The organism is Nonomuraea sp. NPDC048882, from assembly GCF_040649755.1.
In the GTDB taxonomy this organism is placed as follows: domain Bacteria; phylum Actinomycetota; class Actinomycetes; order Streptosporangiales; family Streptosporangiaceae; genus Nonomuraea; species Nonomuraea maheshkhaliensis.
In genome coordinates, this window is record NZ_JBEZGB010000005.1 from 150,296 (window position 1) to 171,216 (window position 20,921).

The window sequence follows — 20,921 nt, forward strand, 5'->3', positions numbered from 1 at the left end:
CCTCAGAGCTGCTGGGCGTGGACGAGTTGGTCCTCCACGCGCCAGCCGGCGGGCCGCTCCGACTCCTGGAACCACGGGTAGCCCTTGGCCGCCCACGCCTGCCTGGCCCGCAGCACACCCGCCGGTGTCGCGTCCTGATAGCCGAACTCCGTGCCGCAGCAGGCGCAGATCTCCCACGTGGGCGACCTGCCGTCATCGCCCCATGGCGGGCTGGATTGCAGAAGGCCGCACACCCGGCAGTAGGGGTCGCCGTCATTGGGCATTGAAGTAGTCCAGGTTCGTCGGATGGCCGTGTACCTGTGGGTCGGGGATGAAGTACGTCCGTGGAGCACCCTGCGCGTTCAGCACCCCGAACTGATCGGTCTGGGGATTGTAACGAACGACGTCGCCGTTCGGCCGCTGCCTCGTGAGAGTCCCAGGACCGCTGCCGGTCAGGAAGTCCGTCGCCTCCTCCACGTATTCCTTCGCGTTGTTCAGGTGCGGGAACTCGGCCCCGTGACTGCGCCAGTGGCCGTAGGCGTTCTCGACCGAGGTCCTGCTGCTGGTCGAGCTCCAGATCCCGTACGGGCTCAGGCCCAGGGGGTCGATCCAGGTGTGGGGGTTGGGGACGTAGGCGTGGGGGTCCCAGCCGCCCCTCAGGCCGATCGGGTCCGAGGTGGCGTAACGGGCCGAGTCCGGGTCGTAGTGGCGCAGATAGTTGTAGTACAGGCCCGACTCCGCGTCCTCGTACTGGCCGGGGAAGCGCAAAGGGCAATCGGGGCCGGTGGTGAGCGCGCCCGGGGAGGCGCCCCAGAGGGTGCGGCGGGTGCGCCAGGCCACCTCGCCCCCGGCGTCCACCAGCTCGGACGGCGTCCCCGCCAGGTCGGTGGCGATGGCGTAGAAACGTTCGTCCACCTGGTCCTGGGAACGTTCGGTCTGGGTCAGGGGGCGGAAGGTGCCGGGGGCCCAGTCCCAGGCCGTCACCCGGTCGTCGGCCGACTGCTCGGCCAGGGTGAGGCCGTCCCAGACGAAGTCCGTGCGCTGGGAGCCGTCGGTGCGTTCCTTGGCGATGCGGCGGCCGAGCGGGTCGTAGAGGTAGCGCCATCGGGCCCCGTCCGGGGTGGTGACGTGGGTCAGCCGGTCGTCGGCGTCCCAGGTGTAGTGCCAGGTGCGGGGTTTGGCGGACAGGCCCTTGCGCCGGCGCACGATCGTGCGGCCCTGGCGGTCGTACTCGTAGTGGGTGCGGCCCGCCTGGCGGATCATGGTGCCGGTGTAGGCGCGCGGCCCCTGGCCGTCCCCCTGCGCGGGCCAGGCGGCGTCGGTGATCCGACCGGCGGAGTCGTAGGCGTAGCTCTCCGACCAGCCGGCGCCGTGGACGGCGGTGACGCGGCCCACCGGGTCGAGGTCGAAGCGGCGGCGGCCGGACGGCAGGTCGTCGATCTCCGTCAGCTGCCCGTCCCTGCGGTAGCCGTACGTGCGCCGCTGGACCACGCGCCGGCCCGGCCCCCTGGTGAGGGTCTGGGACTGCAGGTGGGAGTCGTCGTCCCACTCGTGCGTCAGGGAGACGCCGGCGCCGAAGGTGCGCGACAGCTCGCGTCCGGCCGGGTCGTGGTCGAAGTGGAGGGTCTGGCCGCTCGTCTCCAGGCTCTGGGGAAGGCCGCGGGCGTCGTAGGTCCAGATGGTCTCGGTGCCGGACGGCGTGCGGCGCAGCACCCTGCGGCCGAGGGCGTCGTAGGCGGAGGTCAGGGTGCGGCCGTTGCAGGTCTCGGCGATGACGCGGCCGTGGGCGTCGCGGGTGACGGTCAGGTCGGCGTCGGGGTTCGCGGCGTGGGTGAGACGGCCGAGCGCGTCGTAGTCGTACGTGGTGAGCCGGTCGCCCGCGCGCCGGCCGATGAGCCGGTCGAGGACGTCGTAGACGTAGCTGGTCGACTGGCCCTCGCCGTTGATCCGCTCGGTGAGGTTGCCGGCCGGGTTGCGCACGTAGGTGAGGACCCGCCCGTCGAAGTCGCGTTCCTCGACCAGGTTGCCCGCGAGGTCGTAGGTGTAGGTCCAGGTCAGGCCGTGCGGGCCGGTGACCTGGGTGAGGCGCAGCTCGGTGTCCCAGGTGAACTCGATCCGCGCCCCGTCGGGGGTGGTGCGGGCGGTGGGCACGTCGAAGGGGCCGATCTCGAAGCGGGTGATCTCGCCCATGGCGTCCACGTGCTCGACGAGGTTGTTCTCCGCGTCGTACGACCATCGCTCGACGGCGCCGCCCGGGGTGGTGCGGGTGGCCGGTTTGCCCTCGACCGTCCAGGTGTGGCGGGTGGTGTGGCCGAGCGGGTCGGTGACGGCGCTGACGCGGCCGAACGGGTCGCGTACGCAGGTCGTGGTGGCTCCCGCCGGGTCGGTGATCGCGACGGGCAGCCCGGCGGGGTCGTTGTCGACGGTGTGGGTGTGGCCGAGCGCGTCGGTGATCGCCGTCAGGTGGCCGTGCTCGTCGTAGGCGTAGCTGGCGGACGGGTCGGCGACGAGGTTGCCGCGCTCGTCGTGGCGCAGGGTGGTCGTGCTGCCGTCGTAGTCGGTGATGGTCGCCGGCAGGTGCAGGGCGTCGCGCTCGCAGGTGCGCCGCGCGCCGTCGGGCCTGGTGACCGAGATCAGCGCGCCCGCGTCGTCGTAGGCGTAGCGGGTGGTACGGCCCAGCGGATCGGTACGCGCGAGCAGCCGGTCCCGTTCGTCCCAGAGGTAGCGGGTGGTGTGGCCGAGCGGGTCGGTCTCGCTGGTGACCTGCAGCAGCTCGTTGTACCGGTAGACGGTGAGCCGGCCGAGGGAGTCGCAGGCCCTGGTGACGCCGTCGCCGTACGACAGCTCGGTGTTGAAGACGCCCGCCGAGCCGGTGCCGTAGACGCAGCGGCCCTCCAGGTCGTAGGTGTAGGCGTACCAGGCGCCGATGCGGTCGCGCCAGCGGGTCAGCCGGCCGTCGTCGTCGTAGGTGAAGCGCAGCGGCAGGCCGGAGGAGTTGGTCACCTCGGTCAGGTCGCCGGCCTCGTCGTACGCGTACGACAGCAGCGTCTGCCCCGCCCCGCGCAGGCGGATCTCGACGATGCGACCCTGATGGGTCTCGATGTCGAGGTGGTAGCCGCCGGAGTGGACGACCTCGGCGGGCAGTCCGTCGGTGTAGCGGACGTCGATCCTGGCGCCGTTGCGGTCGGTGATCGCCGCGATCGGCAGCACGCCGGGCTCGGTGGTCTCGGCGAAGTGGGTGGTGCGGCCGGTGAGCGGGTCGGTGACGGCGTACCCGATGTCGGTCTCGCGCAGGACCAGGACGGGCCCGCTGCCGGGGCGGGACTCGCCGTCGAGCTCCGGATGGGGGAAGGTGAGCAGCGCGCCGGTCTCGGTGGCCAGGTAGAGGCCGTCGGCGTCCACCTCCAGGTGCTGGTCCAGGGTGGAGGCCCAGGACCGGCCGAACCAGCGGCCGGTGCGGCAGCCGGACAGATGGGTGCGTTCGAGGCGGAGCGGAAGCGTGCCGGGCAGCTCGACGTCGGTCTGCGGGAGCAGCACGACCCCGGTCGGGAAGTGCACGGGGTCCTGGCTGAAGAACTGGCGGCCGCGCTGCCACGAGGTGGTCGCGGCCGTCGTGGCGCGGGCGCCGCCCGCGTCCAGCGCCGATCGCAGCGACGCGCCCGGCTGGCCGGCCCGTGCGCCCAGTACCGCGCCGGGGACGCCTCGGCCCAGCGCGCCGGTGCCGATCACGACACCCCCTCCGGCGCGTACGGAGCCCGCCGCGCCGCGCAGGCCGGTCACCGCCTTGGCGCCCTTGGCCACCAGCGCCAGGCCCCGCCCCACCGGCAGGACGCCCAGCGCGGCCATGCCCACCTGGCCCAGCGACCCCCTGCCCTGCCGGTACTTGTTGAGCGCGTCCCCCAGCACCACCGCGCTCGCGGCCAGCGCCACCCCGGCCAGGATCGCCCCTGCTAATCCACCGGTGCCGATGACCAGCACCACCAGCCCGGCCACCATCGCCACGGTGCCCGCGAACGCCACGAAGTCGTCCCAGGACCTGAACGGCGCGGAGATCGTGTCCCAGGCCTGCTGCAGCCAGGACCTGTCCTTGATGCCGCTGCCTTCGAGCGCCTGCTCGATCTCCCTCGTCGCCCGGTTCTCGGCGTCCCCGCGCAGGCGGGCGGCCTCGTCGGCGATGCGGCGGGCGCGCGAGCGGTCGGCGTCGGCGGCGCGGGCCCGCTGCACCGCCGGCCGCACCGCCGCCTGCACCGTGGCGTCCGCGGCGCCGACGGCCGACTCGACCTCGGGCAGACTACGTACGGCCGCTGCGGCGGGCAGATGGGCCTGCACCTCCCTGAGCGCCCCCTGGTAGGCGGCGTCGGCGGTCTGACCCTGGCGCAGCGCGGCCCCGGCCTGCGTCTTGGCCTGTTCCAGGCTGCCCGCGTACGTCATCAGCGCCTCGCCCGCGCCCCGATACGCCTTGCCCAGCTTGGCCAGCTCGCCCGGCAGCTCGGCCAGCGCCTCGGCGTACTTGGCCGCGTAGTCGCCGCGCATCTTCAGCGCGGAGCCGTCACCTGAGACGACGCCCAGTTTGCCCCTGTTGTCCTCGGCCAGCCGCGCTTCCTTGAGCAGCCGGTCGGCGAGACCTCGCACCTGCCCCGGGTCCCCCGGCGCGGGGTCGCCGGCCAGCCCGAGCACTTCCCATCCGCCCGGCACGTCGTCACGCTCCCGCGCCGCCGCTGAGCGAGGCGTCCAGCTCGCGGTGCTTGGCGATGGCGGTCTTGAGGAACTGGCTCATGCCCTCCAGGCCCTGCATGACCTGCCGGGCGCCGGTGTTCCACTGCTCGTAGTCCTGCTGGAACTTGCCCGAGGCCCGCTCCGTGACGAAGTCGCTGCCGACGAGCTGGTCGATCATCGCCTTGAGCTGGGTCAGGCGGGTCTCGATGTCCTCCTTCTCCTTGGCCAGCCGGGTCGCGCTGTTCTCCACCTGCGGGAAGCTCAGGTGATGGGTGCCTGCGGCCATGACGGTTCACTCTCCTTCTGGGTCCGACCAGGCCAGGGTGGCGCTGATCGCGTCGAACAGGTCGAGCATGGGCTCGGCCAGGCTCAGGTGCGGGCTGGCGATCACCAGGTCCAACACGCCGTGGCCGCCGGGCACGGGGACGAGGGTCTGCATGACCGCCGACTCGATCTCGCCGGACTCGACGCCGGTCACGCGTACGGCGCGGCCCGCGGGGAGCTCGACGATCTCGACGTCGCGCCAGACGGGCGTGCCCGGCGTGGGCGGGATCGCGACGATGCCCGAGGCGATCTCCTCGACGGTGTTGCCCCTCGGGTCCGCCCGCCCCTGGGTGTGCAGGACCATGAGCGTGGCCAGCACCGTGCCCACGTCCTCCACGTGGTCGGTCATCGCCGCGCCGAACACCGCGCCGTGCCTGGCCGCCACGTCGGCGACCTCGCGCAACACCTTCAGCAGCACCGGCCGGTGCGGGGCCAGCACGGGCTCGGCCGCGACGCGGGCGTCCACCAGGCGGGCCAGGTCGCCGGTACGCCCGGCGCGCCAGACGTCGAACTCGTACCAGGATTCGGGCACCCGTACGGTGAACCCGAAGGGCAGGTCGGCCATCAGCCGTCTCCTAACTGGGCCTTGACGGGGACGGAGCGGGTCGTGGTCGCCGGTGAGGTGTGGTCGGTCAGCGCGAACAGCAGCGACGCGACGATCGTGGCGACCAGCACGCCCGTGAGCACGCCGAGAGCGAAGGTCCTCATCACGCCCCTCCTGAGCCGGTGGTGAGCGAGTCGGCCAGCGAGCCGTCCAGGGTGCCCGTGCCTTCGACGAGGGCGTCGAGCAGGCCGGCCGCGCGTTCGAGGAGCGCGTTCATCCGCTCCCGGTTGTCGGACGACTCCGCGAAGAATCTCCGCACGGCCTCGTCCACCTTCTCCGAGCCGGTCCGCGCGTCGAGCGCGCCGGCGTTCCCGCCGTCCAGTGCCGCGCGAATGGCTTTGAGATCGCGGGCCACGTTCGCGGCCTCGCGGCGGTCGGCGCTGAATTCCTCAGCCATTCGGCGTCTCCCCCTCGATGGCCTCGAACAGGCGCCAATCCCGATAAACGGTTTCGACGTCCCTCGTGCCGTCGGCCCGGCTTTCCATGTGCAGTTTCAGGCTGACCGGCAGCCCTTTCGAGTCCACCCGCAGCGTGAATTCGACCGGTCCTTCCGCGCTCGTTCCCGCGTACGCGGCCAGGCTTTCCTCGCCCCTGATCCGGTGGGCCAGGGCCGAGCCGGTGATCGTGCGCCCGCCGGCCTCCGGCGTGCTGGTCACGTTCGACTCGGCCGCATCGATCAGGGCCTGGATCGAGTGCGGCGAGCTGAGGTCGCGGACGGACGGGGCGCGGCTCTGGTCGCACGGCTCCAGCGGCGGCCGGACGGCGTCGAAGGGCACGCCGGCCGCGACCCCGCTCCTGCCCACCAGGGACACGCGGGTGGTGCGTGGAGCGTTCCCACAGGTCAGCTTCATATCGTAGGCCGTGGCCGCGTTCGCGTCGAAGCTCAGCCGGCCGTCGGCGACGACCGTCTCGCCGTAACGCGGCACCTCGGTCCGCTGCTCGAACGTGGCCGTACGGCGGCCGACGGCGGCGGCGATGTCGTTCGCGGCCGGGCTCGCGAGCGGCGCGGCCGCCCGGCTGGAAACCAGGACGACCGTCCCGGCCGCCACGGCCACGGCCAGCACGCCCACGGCCAGCCCGGCGAGGTAGGCGGGCCGGCGCCAGAGCGGCGCGGGTGCGGGGTCGGCCGCCGGGGGCTCCGGCTCGTACGGCCTGGTCCGCCGCTCGGCCTCGAGCAGCAGCTCGTGCACGGTGACCCCGCGCGGATGGCTGGAGTGGCCGAGCAGGATGCGCACCAAGTCGACGGAGGTCGGGCGGGCGACCGCGTCGGGACGGCGGCACTCGTCGATCACCGCGCGCAAGGCCGGGAGCAGCCGGTCCAGATCGGGCTCCGCGCCGCGGCCGGCCACGTGCCCCGTCGCCGCGAACACGACCACGTCGGCCCAGTCCTTGACGTCCTGCGCGGGGAACTCGCTGTCACGCGGCCCCGCCGCGAACGACGCCTGCCCGCCCGCCCCGATCACCACGTTGCCCGGGTGCAGCCGCAGCCCGGCGATCCCGCCCAGGTGCAGCCTGGCCAAGGTGGTGGCGGTGCCGAGCGCGAGCAGGTAGAGCGATTCTCCCTGGTACGGCCCCGCCGCCCTGACGACGTCGGCGAGCGATTCGCCCCTTCCCAGGTAATCGCGTGGCCGAAGGGCCAGGCCGTCGCTCCATCCCTGAAATTCCATCGCCGTCCCCGTTGAGCATCCGGTCAGCGCAGCGGGCCCACCGGCATTTCGCTGTGACGCGGTTCAGATGCGTCAATTCCGGCCACCGGCGGTCCCGTTTTCCGAAAGGTTGTACGCCGTCGGCCGGAGCACGGTTCAAGCGAATTCCGGAAAATCTCTCCCAGGTGCCGCGATGGGTATCGATCCTTCCGCCGGCACTCGCCGGGACTTGACCTTGACGCGACGTCAACGTTTCTCATCGGAGGGGAGACCTTCGCCGAGAAGAGGAACGTCATGCTCAAAGCCGCGCTGCGGATCATCGGATTCGAGCTCAAGGGCCTGGCCGCCATCGGACGGTGGATCGTGCGCCGCCGGCACGGGGTGCCTGCGGGCGCGACCGTGGTGACGTACAGCAAGGAGCAGACGTTCATGATGACGCTGATGACGTTCGCGATGGCGGTCGAGACCGTGGTACTCGATCTGCTGCTGGTCTCGCTCGGGGTGCCCGCCTGGCTGCGGTACGCGGTGCTGGTCGCCGACGTGTATGGGCTGCTCTTCGTGGCCATGCTGGTGGCGGCCTGCGTCACCCGGCCCCACGTGCTGACCGCCGCGGAGCTGCGGATCCGGTACGGCGCCTACTTCGACGTACGCGTGCCGCGTGAGCTGATCGCCTCCGTACGGAGTGGGCGGGCGTACGGGGCGGGGCACATGGTGACCGTCGAAGGCGGGAGGGTCAGCGTGGCCGTCTCCTCGCAGACGAACGTGACGGTCGAGCTGACCGAGCCGATCACCGTGGTCCGCCCGCTCGGCCGCCGGGCCGAGGTCACCTCGATCCGCTTCTTCGCCGACTCCCCAGAGCCGCTCCTGGCCGCCCTGCGCGCCGAGCTGCCCGCGCGGTCGTAGCGCCCCGAGCCACCCGCCCCGAGTCACCCGTGCCCTGAGTCACCCGCGCCCCGGCCCCGGCGAACGCGAGGGGCCGCCCCGAGCTGCCCCCGGCCCTAGGCGAACCCCATTTGCGGCGTTACCTTCCATAGAGCACCATCTCGGGATCTTCCACCCTCGACCTCGGATGGAGGCGCCGCCATGCTCTTATCTAGGCACCTGACCTGGAAAAACGGCATGAGATCACCCCTCGTCGCGGCGATCGCAGCACTCACCCTCACCCTGGCCGCCCTCATGGCGCCCGCGCCCGCCTCGGCGGCCACGGCGCCAGACCTCTCGCTGGCCAACGTCAAGGCTCACCTGTCCCAGCTCCAGTCCATCGCCGGCGCCAACGGCGGCAACCGGGCCCACGGCCGGCCCGGCTACCTGGCCTCGGCGAACTACGTGAAGTCCCAGCTCGACGCCGCCGGCTTCAGCACCGTCCTGCAGTCCTTCACCTACAACGGCGCCACCGGCTACAACGTCATCGCCGACTGGCCCGGCGGCGACCCGAACGACGTCCTCATGGTCGGCGCCCACCTCGACAGCGTCACCGCCGGCCCCGGCATCAACGACAACGGCTCAGGCAGCGCGGCCATCCTGGAGACCGCGCTCGAAGTGGCCCGCCAGTCGCTCCAGCCGGTCAAGCATCTGCGCTTCGCCTGGTGGGGCGCGGAGGAGCAGGGGCTGCGCGGCTCGCAGTTCTACGTGAACAACCTGCCGGCCGCCGAGCGGGCGCGGATCAAGGGCTATCTGAACTTCGACATGGTCGGCTCCCCCAACGCCGGATACTTCATCTACGACGGCGACAACTCCGACGGAACGGGCTCAGGCCCAGGACCGGCTGGATCGGCGGCCCTGGAGCGTACTCTCCAGGACTACTTCACCTCGATCGGCGTGCCGACCCGCGGCACCGACTTCGACGGGCGCTCCGACTACGGGCCCTTCATCGCGGTGGGCATCCCGGCGGGCGGCACGTTCACCGGCGCGGAGGGCATCAAGAGCTCCGCCCAGGCCGGCCTGTGGGGCGGCACGGCCGGGCAGGCGTTCGACGTCTGCTACCACCGCTCCTGCGACACGACCGCCAACATCAACGACACCGCGCTCGACCGGAACGCCGACGCGATCGCGTACGCGGTGTGGACGATCGGCACCGCCGTGCCGCCGGCCGTCATCTGGCAGGACACGTTCGAGACAGCCACGGGCTGGACGGTCAACCCGACCAGCACCGACACGGCCACCACGGGCGTGTGGGAGCGCGGCGATCCGGCGGCGACCACCTCCAGCGGCGCCAAGCAGCTCGGCACCACGGTCAGCGGCACGAACGACCTGGTCACCGGCCGCATGGCGGGCTCGTCGGCGGGCGACTTCGACATCGACGGCGGCGTCACCTCGATCCAGTCGCCACCGATCACGCTACCGGCGGGCACGCTCAATCTGTCGCTGTCCTGGTATCTGGCGCACGGCTCCAACTCCTCCAGCGCCGACTACTTCCGGGTCCGCGTCGTGGGCGCCACCACGGCCACCGTGCTCAACCAGACCGGCGCCGCCTCCAACCGCAACGGCGCCTGGACCACCGCCACGGCGAGCCTGAACGCGTTCGCCGGCCAGACGGTCCGCATCGTCATCGACGCGGCCGACGCCTCGGGAGCCTCCTTGGTGGAGGCCGGCGTCGACGACGTCAAGATCACCAACTAGCTCCCCCTCGCGGGCCGGCCCTCGTGCGGGACGCCAGGGCCGGCCCGCCTCACCCTCGTGGAGCCGTGCCATGCCTTCATCCCCTTTGGCATCCCCTTTGGCATCCCCTTTGGCATCCCCTTTGGCATCCCCTTTGGCATCCCCCTTAGCCTCCCCCTTTGCCCGAAGAGCGACTGTCAGAAAGGCGGCACTGCCCGCCCTGGCCGCCGTCCTGCTCGCCGCGATCCTGACCCCGGCCGCCGAGGCGCGGCCGCTCAGGGATCCGGAGATCGACAAGATGGTCCAGCAGGTGGACGCGCGCAATCTCGGCCGGATCATCACCAAGCTCGCCTCGTTCGGCACCCGGCACACGCTGTCGAGCCAGGACGATCCGGTACGCGGCATCGGCGCCGCCCGGGACTGGATCTACGACGAGTACACCAGGATCGCCGCCACCTCCGGCGGGCGCATGACGGTGCGCAAGCAGTCGTTCGTCCAGCCGGTCTCCCCCCGCGTGCCCACCCCCACGGTGATCACGAACGTCGTCGCGACGCTGCGCGGCACCCAGGACGCGTCGGCGGGCCGCACGTACGTGGTCAGCGGCCACTACGACTCCCGCTGCAGCGACGTCATGAACGTCACCTGCGACGCCCCCGGCGCGAACGACGACGCCTCAGGGGTCGCGGTCGCCATCGAGGCGGCCAGGGTGATGGCCAGGCGCACGTTCGACGCGACCGTCGTCTTCATGGCGGTCGCGGGCGAGGAGCAGGGCCTGTACGGTTCCGCGCACTTCGCCCAGGACGCCAAGCAGAACAACGTCGACATCCAGGGCATGTTCACCAACGACATCGTGGGCAGCGCCGACGGGGAGAACGGGCGGGACGCCAAGGCCGTCCGGGTGTTCTCGGAGGGCGTGCCCACCTCGGAGACCCCGGCCCAGGCCGCCGTCCGCCAGTCGGTCGGGGGCGAGAACGACGGAGTGTCACGGCAGTTGGCCCGCTTCGTGAACGAGACGGCCGGCCAGCATGTGCCGCGCTTCGACGCCCGCCTGTACTACCGCCGCGACCGTTACCTGCGGGGCGGCGACCAGATCCCGTTCCTGCAGCAGGGTTACCCGGCGGTGCGGTTCACGGAGGTGCACGAGGACTACCGGCACCAGCACCAGGACATCCGGGTGGAGGACGGCGTCCAGTACGGTGACCTGCTGCCGTACGTGGAGCCGGACTACGTGGCGCGGGTGACGCAGGTGAACGTGGCCGCGCTGGCGGCGCTGGCGCGGGGTCCCCGCTCGCCGGGCCGGGCGGCGATCGTGACGAGCCGGCTCACGAACGACACGGACCTGCGCTGGGACGCCAACCCCGAGCCCGACATTTCCGGGTATGAGGTGCTCTGGCGGGACACGACCGAGCCAACGTGGACCCACTCCCGCTTCGTCGGGAACGTCACCTCGTACACCGTGGAGGGCCTGTCCAAGGACAACGCGCAGTTCGGCATCCGCGCGGTGGACGAGCAGGGCCACCGCAGCCCGGTCAGCTACCCGTCCCCGGCGAGCTGACCGCCTCTCATGAGCAAGGGCCGGCTCTCATGAGCGAGGGCCGGGCGGGTGCGTCCGCCCGGCCCCGCGTCACTACCTGTGTCTCTAGCGGGTGCCCTCAGCCGACAGGGCCGCCCCACTGTTGGCCACCGTCTTGGCCGCCGTGCGCTTCGGGATGCCCTTCAGGCTGAAGGCGAAGCGCGCCGCCGAGTCGGCGATCGCGTCCGCGTCCACATCCAGGGCCTTGGGATTGACGTTGGCGATCGTGTCGCACGCCTGGTGGTAGCAGGGGTCGTACGCGATCCCCGCCGTCCCGCCGAACAGCGCCGCCTCCTCCGGCGTCTTGATGCCCTCGGCGCCGGTGAAGATGCCGCCCGCCGGGATGCCGACCGCGATGAACGGCCCGTAGTCGGAGCGCCCGTCGAAGTCGGTGCCGATGGTGGGCAGGTGGCGGGAGTCGTAGAAGCGCTCAAGCCGCCGCTCGATCTCGTCGGATCCGGGCGGGCCGGCCGGCGAACCCTCGGCGTCGGAGTCGTCACCGTCGTACAGCATGTACGCGTAATTGGGCGAACCGACCATGTCGAAGTTCAGGTAGACCTTGATCCGGTCGCGCTGCGCCTGCGACAGGGCCGCGACGTACTGGTCCGACCCCAGCAGGCCGATCTCCTCCGCGGCCCAGAAGCCGAAGCGGACCTTGTTCTTGACCGGGTACTTCGCCATCTCCTCGGCGACCTCCAGGATCGCCGCGCTGCCCGAGCCGTTGTCGTTGATGCCCGGCCCCTCGGGGACGCTGTCGAGGTGGGCGCCGATCATGACCACATCGCGCGGGTCGCCGCCGCGGGACTCGGCGATCACGTTGTCATTGGTGCCGAGCACGAGGTTGGCGTCCACCTTGAGGTGCACGGTCGCGCCCGCGGTGGCGGCCAGCTCCTGGCCGACGGCGAAGTCGGCGTAGACCATCGGGATCCCGCCGCGCCACTCGCCGATGTCCAGCGGGTTGGCCTCCGTACGTCCCGGCTGGCCCTCGTTGAAGACGATGAGCCCGCTCGCGCCCGCCGCGGCCGCGTTCTGCACCTTGTTGACGAACGGGCAGGTGCCGCGCTGGACGAGAGCGACGCGGCCGGCCACGAAGCCGGCGAAGTCGGCGGCCTCGCAGCCGCTGGTCGAGGTGGGCTCAGGCGTCGGCGGCAGGGTCAGGTCCACGCCCTGGACCTGGGCGGTCACGTCGCCCGACGGGGAGGGCTGGAAGGTGAAGAAGTCCTCGTTCGGCACGAACGACTTCGCGCTCGGCGCGGTGACGTCGAGGACCGGCGCGCTGTTCTCCGACCAGCTCTCGACGAAGTTGATCGGCTGCAGCGTCACCTTGTACCCGGCCCGGCGCAGCTTGCCCGCCACATAGTCGACGGAGGCGTCGTAACCGGGCGAGCCGGCGGCGCGGTTGCCGCCGTTGGCCGTGGCGATGGCCTGCAGCGCGTCGAGATGTTTCTTGACGTTGCTGCCCTTGACCTGCTTGACGAGCAGTTTGGCGAACACGTCGTCGAGGCCGCCCGCGTGGACCGGTGTCGCCAGCGCCAGCGGTAAGGAGAGAGCGGCGATCACTACGATGAGCGTTCTTCGCATGGAGGTTCCCCCAGGGTTGGACGGGAATCGCGGCGGCGATTCACCCCGAGCCGCCGCGAACGGAAACGTAACCCGGCCGGGAACCGCTGAGAAGACCCACTCACGCGGCAAAATCCGGACACTATTCGGCGCGGCGGGCGCGGGCCCTCCGCTTGCCCTCGTGCATCGCCTGGACGCGGGCGATCGGGATCGTGTGCCCCTCCTCGACCAGGTCGGCCGGCAGCCGCTGCGGCGCCGGCATGTGCTCGGCCCACGGATCGGCCCGCCCCAGCAGCCCGGGGGCGGTGCGCAGGGTGAAGTCGCGCGGCGAGACCCGGTCGAGGTCGGCCCAGGCCACCGGGAACGACACCGGCACCCCCGGCCGGATGCGCGGGCTGTAGGCGGCGGCGACCGTGGCCCCGCCCGCCCTGGTGGAGTCGAGGAAGACCTTGCCCTCGCGGTCTTCCTTGATGAAGGCGGTGGTGGCCAGCGCGGGATCCAGCCGCTCGGCGCGGGCGGCCAGCGCCCTGGTGGCCGCCGCCAGGTCGTCGGGGGCGGTGCCCTCGGCCACCGGGACGAACACATGCACGCCCTTGGCCCCGCTCGTCTTCACCGCGCCCGCCAGGCCGGCGTCCGCCAGCGCCTGGCGGACCAGGAAGGCGCCGCGCACGGCCAGCGAGAAGGAGTCGTGGTGCTCGGGCGGGTTCTCTGGCGAGTTCTCTGGCGGGTCCAGGTCGAGGATGAGGTGGGTGGGATGGTCGCCGACGAACAGCGCCGGATGGAACTCCACCGCCCGCTGGTTCGCGAACCACAGCAGCGTCCTGCGGTCGTCGCACAGCGCGTACGTCACCTGCCGCCGCGACGAATCCGCCCACATGGTCACCGACCTCACCCAGTCGGGCGCGTACTTGGGCAGGTTCTTCTGCATGAACGGCGGCTGGCCAGGGCGCACGCGGATCACCGAGAGCGCCCGGCCGCGCAGGACCGGCAGGATGCGGTCGCTGACGGCGTCGAGGTAGTCGACCAGGTCACGCTTGGTCGCCTCGGCGCCGTCGAACAGCGGCTGGTCGAGGTTGGTCAGGGCGACCCCGTCGCGCGTCTCATCAGCGGCCACCCGACCTACCTAACCCACATTCGAACGTGTGGTCAACGTCCCTGGCCGCCGGGTCAGCCTCCCTGTGCGGCCTTGGCCATCATCTCCTTCTCCTCGCGGGTGGCGATGAGCCCGGCGGGGGCCAGCAGCTTCGACTCCTCGAACGGCGCCTCCGCGTCCGGCAGCGGCTCCGGCGACCTGATCGCCTTGATCCAGACGCGGGCGGCGTCCACGATCACCACGATGATCAGGATCGCGAACAGCGCCGCCAGGATGCCGTCCACGGTCGAGTTGACCACGATCTGCCGCATCGCGTCCGTCGTCTTCGCCGGGGCGAGCAGCTGCCCCTGGTCGAGCGCGGCCTGGTAGCGGTCGCGCTGGGCGAAGAAGCCGAGCGTCGGGTCGGTGGAGAACACCTTCTGGTAGCTCGCGGTCAGCGTGACGGCCGCGTCCCAGGCCAGCGGCACACCCGTCACCCAGGCCCACTTGAGCCGGCCGCTCTTGATCAGCGCGGTCGTCGCCACGGTGAGCGCCACGGCAGCGAGCAACTGGTTGGCGATGCCGAAGAGCGGGAAGAGCTGGTTGATGCCGCCGAGCGGGTCGTTGACCCCCTGGTAGAGGAAGTAGCCCCAGGCCGCCACGACCACGGCGCTGGAGGCGATCAGCCCCGGCCACCAGCTCACCCGGGAGATCGGCTTCCACAGGTTGCCGAGCGTGTCCTGGAGCATGAACCGCCCCACCCGCGTGCCCGCGTCCACCGTGGTGAGGATGAACAGCGCCTCGAACATGATCGCGAAGTGGTACCAGAACGCCTGCAGCGCCGCGCCGCCGAGGAAGCCGGAGAAGATCTGCGAGATGCCCACGGCCAGCGTGGGCGCGCCGCCCGTCCTGGCGATCAGCGTCTCCTCCTGTACGGCCGCCGCCGCGGCTTGCAGCTCGCCGGGCGTGATGACGAAGCCCAGGTTGGTGACCGCCTCGGCGGCCGACTGCACGGTGGCGCCGACGACGCCGGCGGGGGCGTTCATGGCGAAGTAGAGGCCGGGGGACAGCACGCAGGCCGCCGTGATCGCCATGACCGCGACGAACGACTCCATGAGCATGGAGCCGTAGCCGATCATCCGGACCTGGCTCTCCTTCTGGATCATTTTCGGCGTCGTGCCCGACGAGATCAGCGCGTGGAACCCCGACAGGGCCCCGCAGGCGATGATGATGAAGACGAACGGGAACAACGATCCGGCGAAGACCGGCCCCTTGCCGTTGAAGGCGAAGTCGGTGAAGGCCGTCGTCTGCAGCGGGGGCGCGGTGACGGCGATGCCGATGGCGATCAGCACGATGGTGCCGATCTTCATGAACGTCGACAGGTAGTCGCGCGGCGCCAGCAGCATCCACACGGGCAGCACGGCCGCGACGAACCCGTACGCGATCAGCCACAGCGCCAGCGCCGACGGGCTCAGCGTGAAGAACGACGCCCAGCTCGACTCCTGCACCCAGCCGCCCGCCATGATCGCCAGGATCAGCAGCACGACCCCGATCAGCGTGGTCTCGACGACCCTGCCGGGCCGGATCACCCGCAGGTAGAAGCCCATGAACAGGGCGATGGGGATGGTCATGGCGATGGAGAAGACACCCCACGGCGACTGCGCCAGGGCGTTGACCACGACCAGCGCCAGCACCGCGAGCAGGATGATCATGATGGCGAAGACCCCGATGAGCGCCGCCGCCCCGCCGACGGGCCCGATCTCCTCGCGGGCCATCTGCCCGAGGCTCCTGCCGTTGCGCCGCATGGAGAAGAACAGGATCACCATGTCCTGCACGGCGCCGGCGAAGATCACGCCCGCGATGATCCAGATGGTGCCGGGCAGGTAGCCCATCTGGGCCGCCAGCACCGGCCCGACCAGCGGCCCCGCCCCCGCGATGGCGGCGAAGTGGTGGCCGAACAGGATCCGGCGGTCGGTCGGCTGGTAGTCGATGCCGTTGTCGAGCCGCTCTGCCGGGGTGGCCCGGCGGTCGTCGGCGCGCAGCACCTTGCGCACGATGAAGCGGGCATAGAACCGGTAGGCGATGGCGTAGGAACCGAGCGCGGCGCAGAGGAGCCACACCGCGTTGACGTTCTCGCCTCTCGATAAGGCGAGCACCGCCCATCCGACGGCGCCGACGATCGCCACCGCCGTCCAGATGATGATGGAACGCAGCTTCACCGGTTACCTCCTATATAGGGCCATATATAGGGCGCCCCAGGCAGCAGCGCAGGCCGGCGTCCGGCGGCAGATCGGTGGTGAACCGCCGCCAGCGCCACAGCGGACGGCAGTCGATCGTCACAGGCAGCTCGGCGAGATGCACCCAGGCGGTCGGATGGGCGTACACCAGGCCGGTCTCCCCGAGGCGGCGGGCGCGGCGGGGTAACCGGGAACGGCGCAGCGGCCTTACCGAGAACTCCCCAGCGTCCGCACAGCACAGACCGGTCACATGCCAGTCGAAGAACACGATCTCGTCGCCGCTCAGTGCTTCACGTGCGCCGGGGGTGAGCGTGATAAGGGACATCTGGGGCTCCTGAAGTACAGGCAGCTCAGAATTACCGTCGGCCTTACCCATGGTGATCGCTTTTGAAACGCCGCCGGAGCCGATCCGATCGGCTTCCGAAACGCCGCCGGAGCCGATCGGGGCGACTGCGGCAACCGCCCGCTTGAGCCGGGCCTGTCAGCGCAGCAGGCCGCTCCCGTACGCCCAGGCGACGATCTCCACGCGGTTACGCAGGCCGAGCTTGGCCTGGACGGCGGCCACGTGCCCCTTGACCGTGCTCAGCGAGATGCACAACTCCGCGCCGATCTCCCGGTTCGTCCGGCCTCGGGCGACGGCGCGGGTGACCTCGACCTCGCGCCCGGACAGCGGCTGGGCAGGCCCGCCGGCTTCGGGGCCCGGCATGGTGGCGGTCAGGTGGCGCAGCAGGCGCGGGGCGACCGAGGGCGAGATGAACGCCTCGCCCGCGTGCGCGGCCCGTACCGCCTCGACCAGCAGCTCAGGGCCCGCGTCCTTCAGCACGAAGCCGGCGGCGCCGCCGCGGAGCGCGCCGTAGACATACTCGTCGAGGTCGAACGTGGTGAGCACGATCACTCTGAGGGGATCGCGGACGCCGGGCCCGGCCAGGGCGGCGGTCACCTCGACGCCGTCGGGGCCCGGCATCTGGACGTCCACCAGGCACACGTCGGGGCGCTGCCTGCGGGCCATGGCGATGGCCTCGGCGCCGTCGCCCGCCTCGGCGATCACGCGGATGTCCTGCTGGTCCTCCAGGATGAGGCGCAGGCAGGCGCGGATCATCGGCTGGTCGTCGGCCAGCAGGACCGTGATGCTCATCGGCGCTCCCGTACGGGGGTCGCCATGGGCAGGGGCAGGGTGAGCAGGACCGTCCAGCCACCGTCGGCACGCGGGCCCGCCTCCAGCGCACCACCGAGCGCCTCGGCCCGCTCCCGCATCCCGACCAGCCCCCACCCACCGCTCCCCTGCTGAGGCGGCGAGGCGTCGTTGGTGATCTCGGTGACCAGCCTGTCCTCCTGTCGTGTGACGCTGACAGTGACCGAGGTCGCGTGTGGCGCGTGGCGGGACACGTTCGTCAGCGACTCCTGCACGACGCGGTACATCGTCCCGGCCACCTCGGACGGCCACGCCGGCTCCCCGTCCGGCAGGAGCAGCCGCACCGGCGGCCCAGTGAAGCGCCCGGCCAGCTCCGCGAGCCGCTCGACCGGCCCAAGACCTCCTGCACCTCCCGAGCCTCCTGCGCCTCCTGCGCCTCCTGAGTTTTCTGCACCTCCCGAGCCTCCTGCACCACCGGAGCCACCTGCGCCTCCGGAGACCGCCCAGCCGGGCTCGCGCAGCAGGCCGACCACGCGCCTGGTCGCGGCCAGCGCCTCGGAGCCGGCGGCCTCGATGCCGGCCAGCGAGTCCTCCGTCAGTCCAGGATCGCGGCGGGTGACGAGCCGGGCGGCCTGGGCCTGGAGCACGACGCTGGTGACGTGGTGGGCGACGACGTCGTGCAGTTCCCTGGCCAGCAGCAGCCGTTCGTGCCGGCGTACGCGCTCGGCGGCCGCCTCCCTGCGCATCGCCAGCAGCCGCGGCCCGAGACCGGCGGCGACGGCGGCCAGCCAGGCCCCGCCGTTCAGCACCACGACCGCCAGATGCGTCGACCCGGACAACGACGAGGCCGCGACGACGGCCAGCCCGCCGCCCGCGATCCCGGCAGCCTGCCGCGCGGGCAGCGCCCTGACGGCGGAGCCGACCAGCACCGAAAGGCCGAACGCCAGGCCGGGCCCGGGTTCGGCGGGAAGTCCTGCCGACCGGGCGACGAGGATGGCGACGACGGCGACGGCCAGGCCCGCGACGGCCGTCCGCAGCCGGTCACGACGGCGTACCAGGGCGAGCGCGCACGCCACCGCGCCCGCCGCACTCCCGAACACCCAGTAGGAGCTGCCCCAACTGTCGGCGACCCGCTGGGCGAAGCAGCCGATCACCGCCAGGGATGCCACGACGAGACCGAGGTCGGACTGCCATTCCCGCACACGCACGCGGCCAAGGCTAGGGAGCCGGGCACCGCAGGTGTACCGGCCGAAAGTACGGTCTCAGCGCGCTTGCCGGGATTGAGCTAACCGCGCGCTTTACACCATAGACAACGTTCCGTGACATTGTTACGGTCCCTATGACAACGCTGTCTGACAACGATGTCATCAGACGGTCTCCTCGCAAGGAGCAGTGAACGCCGATGGTGTCCCGACGTGAATTCCTGTGGGCGAACGGCGTGGTCCTCGCGGCCGGCGGACTGGGTATCTCCCTGCCCGCCGGCCCCGCCGGTGCCACGACCAGCGCCCCCGCACCCCTTCTGCCAGGCTTCGGCCGCGCCACCCGCCTGGACTTCGCCGACATCAGCACCCTCCACGGAAACGACCAGCTACTCCTCGCCACCCTCCAAGGGGTGGTCAACCGCCGCCGTCCGCGCCTCTACTTCAACTACACCACCGAGGGTTACGACAACACCTGGTTAGCGAGCACCGGCGCCGCCGTCACCCGGCACGAGCGTCCCCTCGACCTGGTCGCCCGCTACCGGGGCGAGGTGCGCGGCGCCATCCTGCACGACCCCGACGTCCCCGACTCGGTGAACGTCGCCACCACCCTGGCCGGCCTGGAGAACGCCGTGGCCGCCACCGCCGAGCAGGCCAAGCAGTACGGCCTGCGGACCATCACCGACCTGCGCGGACGCTTCAAGGCGGACGACATCCTCGGCCTCTACCGCTGGCAGCTCGACAACCTGTGGCCCCGCTGCACCCACGCCCTGCTCAGCGGCCTGCCGCCGACCCGCACGGTCAAGGTGGACGACGTGCAGTGGCGCGAGATCGCCAGGGAGACCGAGCGCATCAGGGACTCCTCCAACCGCGAGGTCCGCACGTTCGACCTCAGCCAGGAGCTGTCCGGCCAGGACGGCGTCTACCTGCGCTTCCAGGACTCACTCGGCGACGACGGCTGGGGCGCCTCCGTGGGCTCGGTCGTGGTCAAGGCCGACGGCGCCCAGATCGCCTCGTTCAAGCCGGGGACGGACGCCGAGACCCCGTTCCTCTTCGACGGGCTCAACTCCTCGATCGGCGGCGACGAGAACCGGTTCTCCGACGGCGGCGGCTACTTCATCTACCGCTTCACCGCGCCCGCCGGCACCCAGCAGCTCACCGTCGAGGTGGACCTGTGGAACCAGTTCCTGGTCACCGCGACGACCACCGCACCCACCAGGGTCGAGCCGTTCCCCTACTTCCGCGACTACACGACGGCGATGCGGGCCATGGTGTTCTGGCTGCCGCCCACCGGCCAGACCGGCGAACTGCTCGACGAGATCCTGACCAAGGTCAAGCCCACGACGCCGTACGCGGGCTGGTTCTCCAACGACGTGGCCGGCGAGTGGGGCGGCGTGGACCGGGCCTCGCAGCACGCGGTCGAAGTGGTGCCCGCCGACTACTACATGAACGCCACCGTGCACGCGGGCGTCGCCGCCAAGGTCTCCAGCAAGGTACGCCCGAGGCCGCCGGCCACCCTGCGCAACAAGGTCTACCTCACGCTCACGGTCGGCGAGGGCGACAACATCCAGTACTGCCAGCGCAGGATGCGCCAGCTCTGGGACGACCCCGCCCGGGGCCGCGTGCCGACCAACTGGACCGTCAGCCCGCTGCTGGCCGAGATCGGCCCGGCGCTGCTTTCCCACTACCAGCGCACGGCCACCGCCAACGACCTGCTGATCGCCGGCCCCTCCGGAGCCGGCTACACCTACCCGGGCTCCTGGCCCGAGAAGGACGTGGACGCCTACACCGAGCTGACCGGGCGCTTCCTCCGCCGTACGGGCCTGGACCTGGTCTACGCCTACAACCACCGCAACGCCGAAGGCAACGGCTGGGTGCCCTTCGACGAGCGGATCGTGTCCTCGTACCGGAAGAACACCCCGCTGCGCGGCATCATCCAGTCGTGGGAGTCGGGTGACCTGCAGATCCATCCGGCGGGCCTGCCCGTCATCGGGAACTTCTCGCCGCAGGGCAAGGCGCAGGAGTACCGGGACACGCTGGTCAAGAAGATCGAGGGCTGGGACGGCAAGTCGCCGCTGTTCATCGCCGGGGCGATCAACGCCTGGAACTGGACGCCGAGCGACATCGCCGAGCTCGGGTCCCTGCTCAGCGATCCGTTCGAGATCGTCCGCGGCGACACCTTCTTTCACCTCCTCGACCAGCACCTCGACCGAACCGGCTGACCTCACGCGTCTCGGGCCCTGAAGACCGACGGTTGGCCTCTCGCGTCTCGGGACCCGAA

The 20,921-nt window shown here is 71.3% G+C and carries 17 protein-coding genes; 4 read left to right on the forward strand and 13 right to left on the reverse strand.

Going from position 1 to position 20,921, the window contains the following annotated elements; all coding sequences use genetic code 11:
* Nucleotides 1-2: 2 nt before the first annotated feature.
* The 7 genes from AB0C27_RS19335 to AB0C27_RS19365 are packed head-to-tail and all read right to left on the reverse strand — an operon-like array spanning nt 3 to nt 7,290.
* Complete coding sequence (locus tag AB0C27_RS19335) at nt 3-263, reverse strand: hypothetical protein (protein ID WP_357845704.1); 261 nt, start codon at nt 261-263, stop codon at nt 3-5.
* On the reverse strand, nt 253-4,674 hold the full coding sequence (locus AB0C27_RS19340) for a DUF6531 domain-containing protein (protein ID WP_357845707.1): 4,422 nt from the start codon (nt 4,672-4,674) through the stop codon (nt 253-255). The genes AB0C27_RS19335 and AB0C27_RS19340 overlap by 11 nt, the downstream gene beginning before the upstream one ends.
* 4 nt (nt 4,675-4,678) lie before the next feature.
* The gene (locus tag AB0C27_RS19345; protein WP_346115457.1) at nt 4,679-4,981 is read right to left on the reverse strand and encodes a WXG100 family type VII secretion target; all 303 of its coding nucleotides are present in this window, start codon (nt 4,979-4,981) and stop codon (nt 4,679-4,681) included.
* A 6-nt stretch (nt 4,982-4,987) separates the two neighbouring features.
* Entirely contained in the window at nt 4,988-5,584 is a 597-nt protein-coding gene (locus tag AB0C27_RS19350; RefSeq protein ID WP_357845711.1) for a hypothetical protein, read from the reverse strand.
* Nucleotides 5,584-5,727, reverse strand: a complete 144-nt coding sequence (locus AB0C27_RS19355) for a hypothetical protein (RefSeq protein WP_357845713.1) — start codon at nt 5,725-5,727, stop codon at nt 5,584-5,586. The genes AB0C27_RS19350 and AB0C27_RS19355 overlap by 1 nt, the downstream gene beginning before the upstream one ends.
* Complete coding sequence (locus AB0C27_RS19360; RefSeq protein ID WP_346115460.1) at nt 5,727-6,020, reverse strand: hypothetical protein; 294 nt, start codon at nt 6,018-6,020, stop codon at nt 5,727-5,729. Before AB0C27_RS19360 ends, AB0C27_RS19355 begins: the two co-directional genes overlap by 1 nt.
* Nucleotides 6,013-7,290, reverse strand: a complete 1,278-nt coding sequence (locus tag AB0C27_RS19365; protein WP_357845716.1) for a hypothetical protein — start codon at nt 7,288-7,290, stop codon at nt 6,013-6,015. Before AB0C27_RS19365 ends, AB0C27_RS19360 begins: the two co-directional genes overlap by 8 nt.
* 273 nt (nt 7,291-7,563) lie before the next feature.
* On the opposite strand from AB0C27_RS19365, the gene AB0C27_RS19370 reads away from it, so the two are divergent.
* The 3 genes from AB0C27_RS19370 to AB0C27_RS19380 all read left to right on the forward strand — a co-directional run bounded on the left by AB0C27_RS19370 (nt 7,564) and on the right by AB0C27_RS19380 (nt 11,422).
* Nucleotides 7,564-8,172, forward strand: coding sequence for a hypothetical protein (locus AB0C27_RS19370; protein WP_357845719.1), 609 nt, complete (start codon nt 7,564-7,566; stop codon nt 8,170-8,172).
* A gap of 216 nt (nt 8,173-8,388) precedes the next feature.
* On the forward strand, nt 8,389-9,888 hold the full coding sequence (locus tag AB0C27_RS19375) for a M28 family peptidase (RefSeq protein WP_357845722.1): 1,500 nt from the start codon (nt 8,389-8,391) through the stop codon (nt 9,886-9,888).
* A 133-nt stretch (nt 9,889-10,021) separates the two neighbouring features.
* Nucleotides 10,022-11,422 (forward strand): M28 family metallopeptidase, encoded by a 1,401-nt coding sequence (locus AB0C27_RS19380; protein ID WP_357845724.1) that lies wholly within the window; start codon nt 10,022-10,024, stop codon nt 11,420-11,422.
* Between the two features lie 84 nt (nt 11,423-11,506).
* On the opposite strand, the gene AB0C27_RS19385 is transcribed toward AB0C27_RS19380, so the two are convergent.
* From AB0C27_RS19385 to AB0C27_RS19410, 6 genes are all read right to left on the reverse strand, one after another.
* Nucleotides 11,507-13,021 (reverse strand): M28 family metallopeptidase, encoded by a 1,515-nt coding sequence (locus AB0C27_RS19385; RefSeq protein ID WP_357845727.1) that lies wholly within the window; start codon nt 13,019-13,021, stop codon nt 11,507-11,509.
* A 121-nt stretch (nt 13,022-13,142) separates the two neighbouring features.
* Complete coding sequence (locus AB0C27_RS19390; RefSeq protein WP_357845730.1) at nt 13,143-14,114, reverse strand: ATP-dependent DNA ligase; 972 nt, start codon at nt 14,112-14,114, stop codon at nt 13,143-13,145.
* A gap of 53 nt (nt 14,115-14,167) precedes the next feature.
* Nucleotides 14,168-16,291 (reverse strand): carbon starvation CstA family protein, encoded by a 2,124-nt coding sequence (locus AB0C27_RS19395; protein ID WP_357845733.1) that lies wholly within the window; start codon nt 16,289-16,291, stop codon nt 14,168-14,170.
* A 10-nt stretch (nt 16,292-16,301) separates the two neighbouring features.
* Entirely contained in the window at nt 16,302-16,634 is a 333-nt protein-coding gene (locus AB0C27_RS19400) for a hypothetical protein (protein WP_346105272.1), read from the reverse strand.
* A gap of 156 nt (nt 16,635-16,790) precedes the next feature.
* Entirely contained in the window at nt 16,791-17,444 is a 654-nt protein-coding gene (locus AB0C27_RS19405) for a response regulator transcription factor (RefSeq protein WP_357845737.1), read from the reverse strand.
* Entirely contained in the window at nt 17,441-18,649 is a 1,209-nt protein-coding gene (locus AB0C27_RS19410; RefSeq protein WP_357845740.1) for a histidine kinase, read from the reverse strand. Before AB0C27_RS19410 ends, AB0C27_RS19405 begins: the two co-directional genes overlap by 4 nt.
* A 194-nt stretch (nt 18,650-18,843) precedes the next feature.
* Between AB0C27_RS19410 and AB0C27_RS19415 the strand changes: the two genes are divergently transcribed.
* Nucleotides 18,844-20,862, forward strand: a complete 2,019-nt coding sequence (locus tag AB0C27_RS19415; RefSeq protein ID WP_357845743.1) for a GxGYxYP domain-containing protein — start codon at nt 18,844-18,846, stop codon at nt 20,860-20,862.
* Nucleotides 20,863-20,921: the final 59 nt, after the last annotated feature.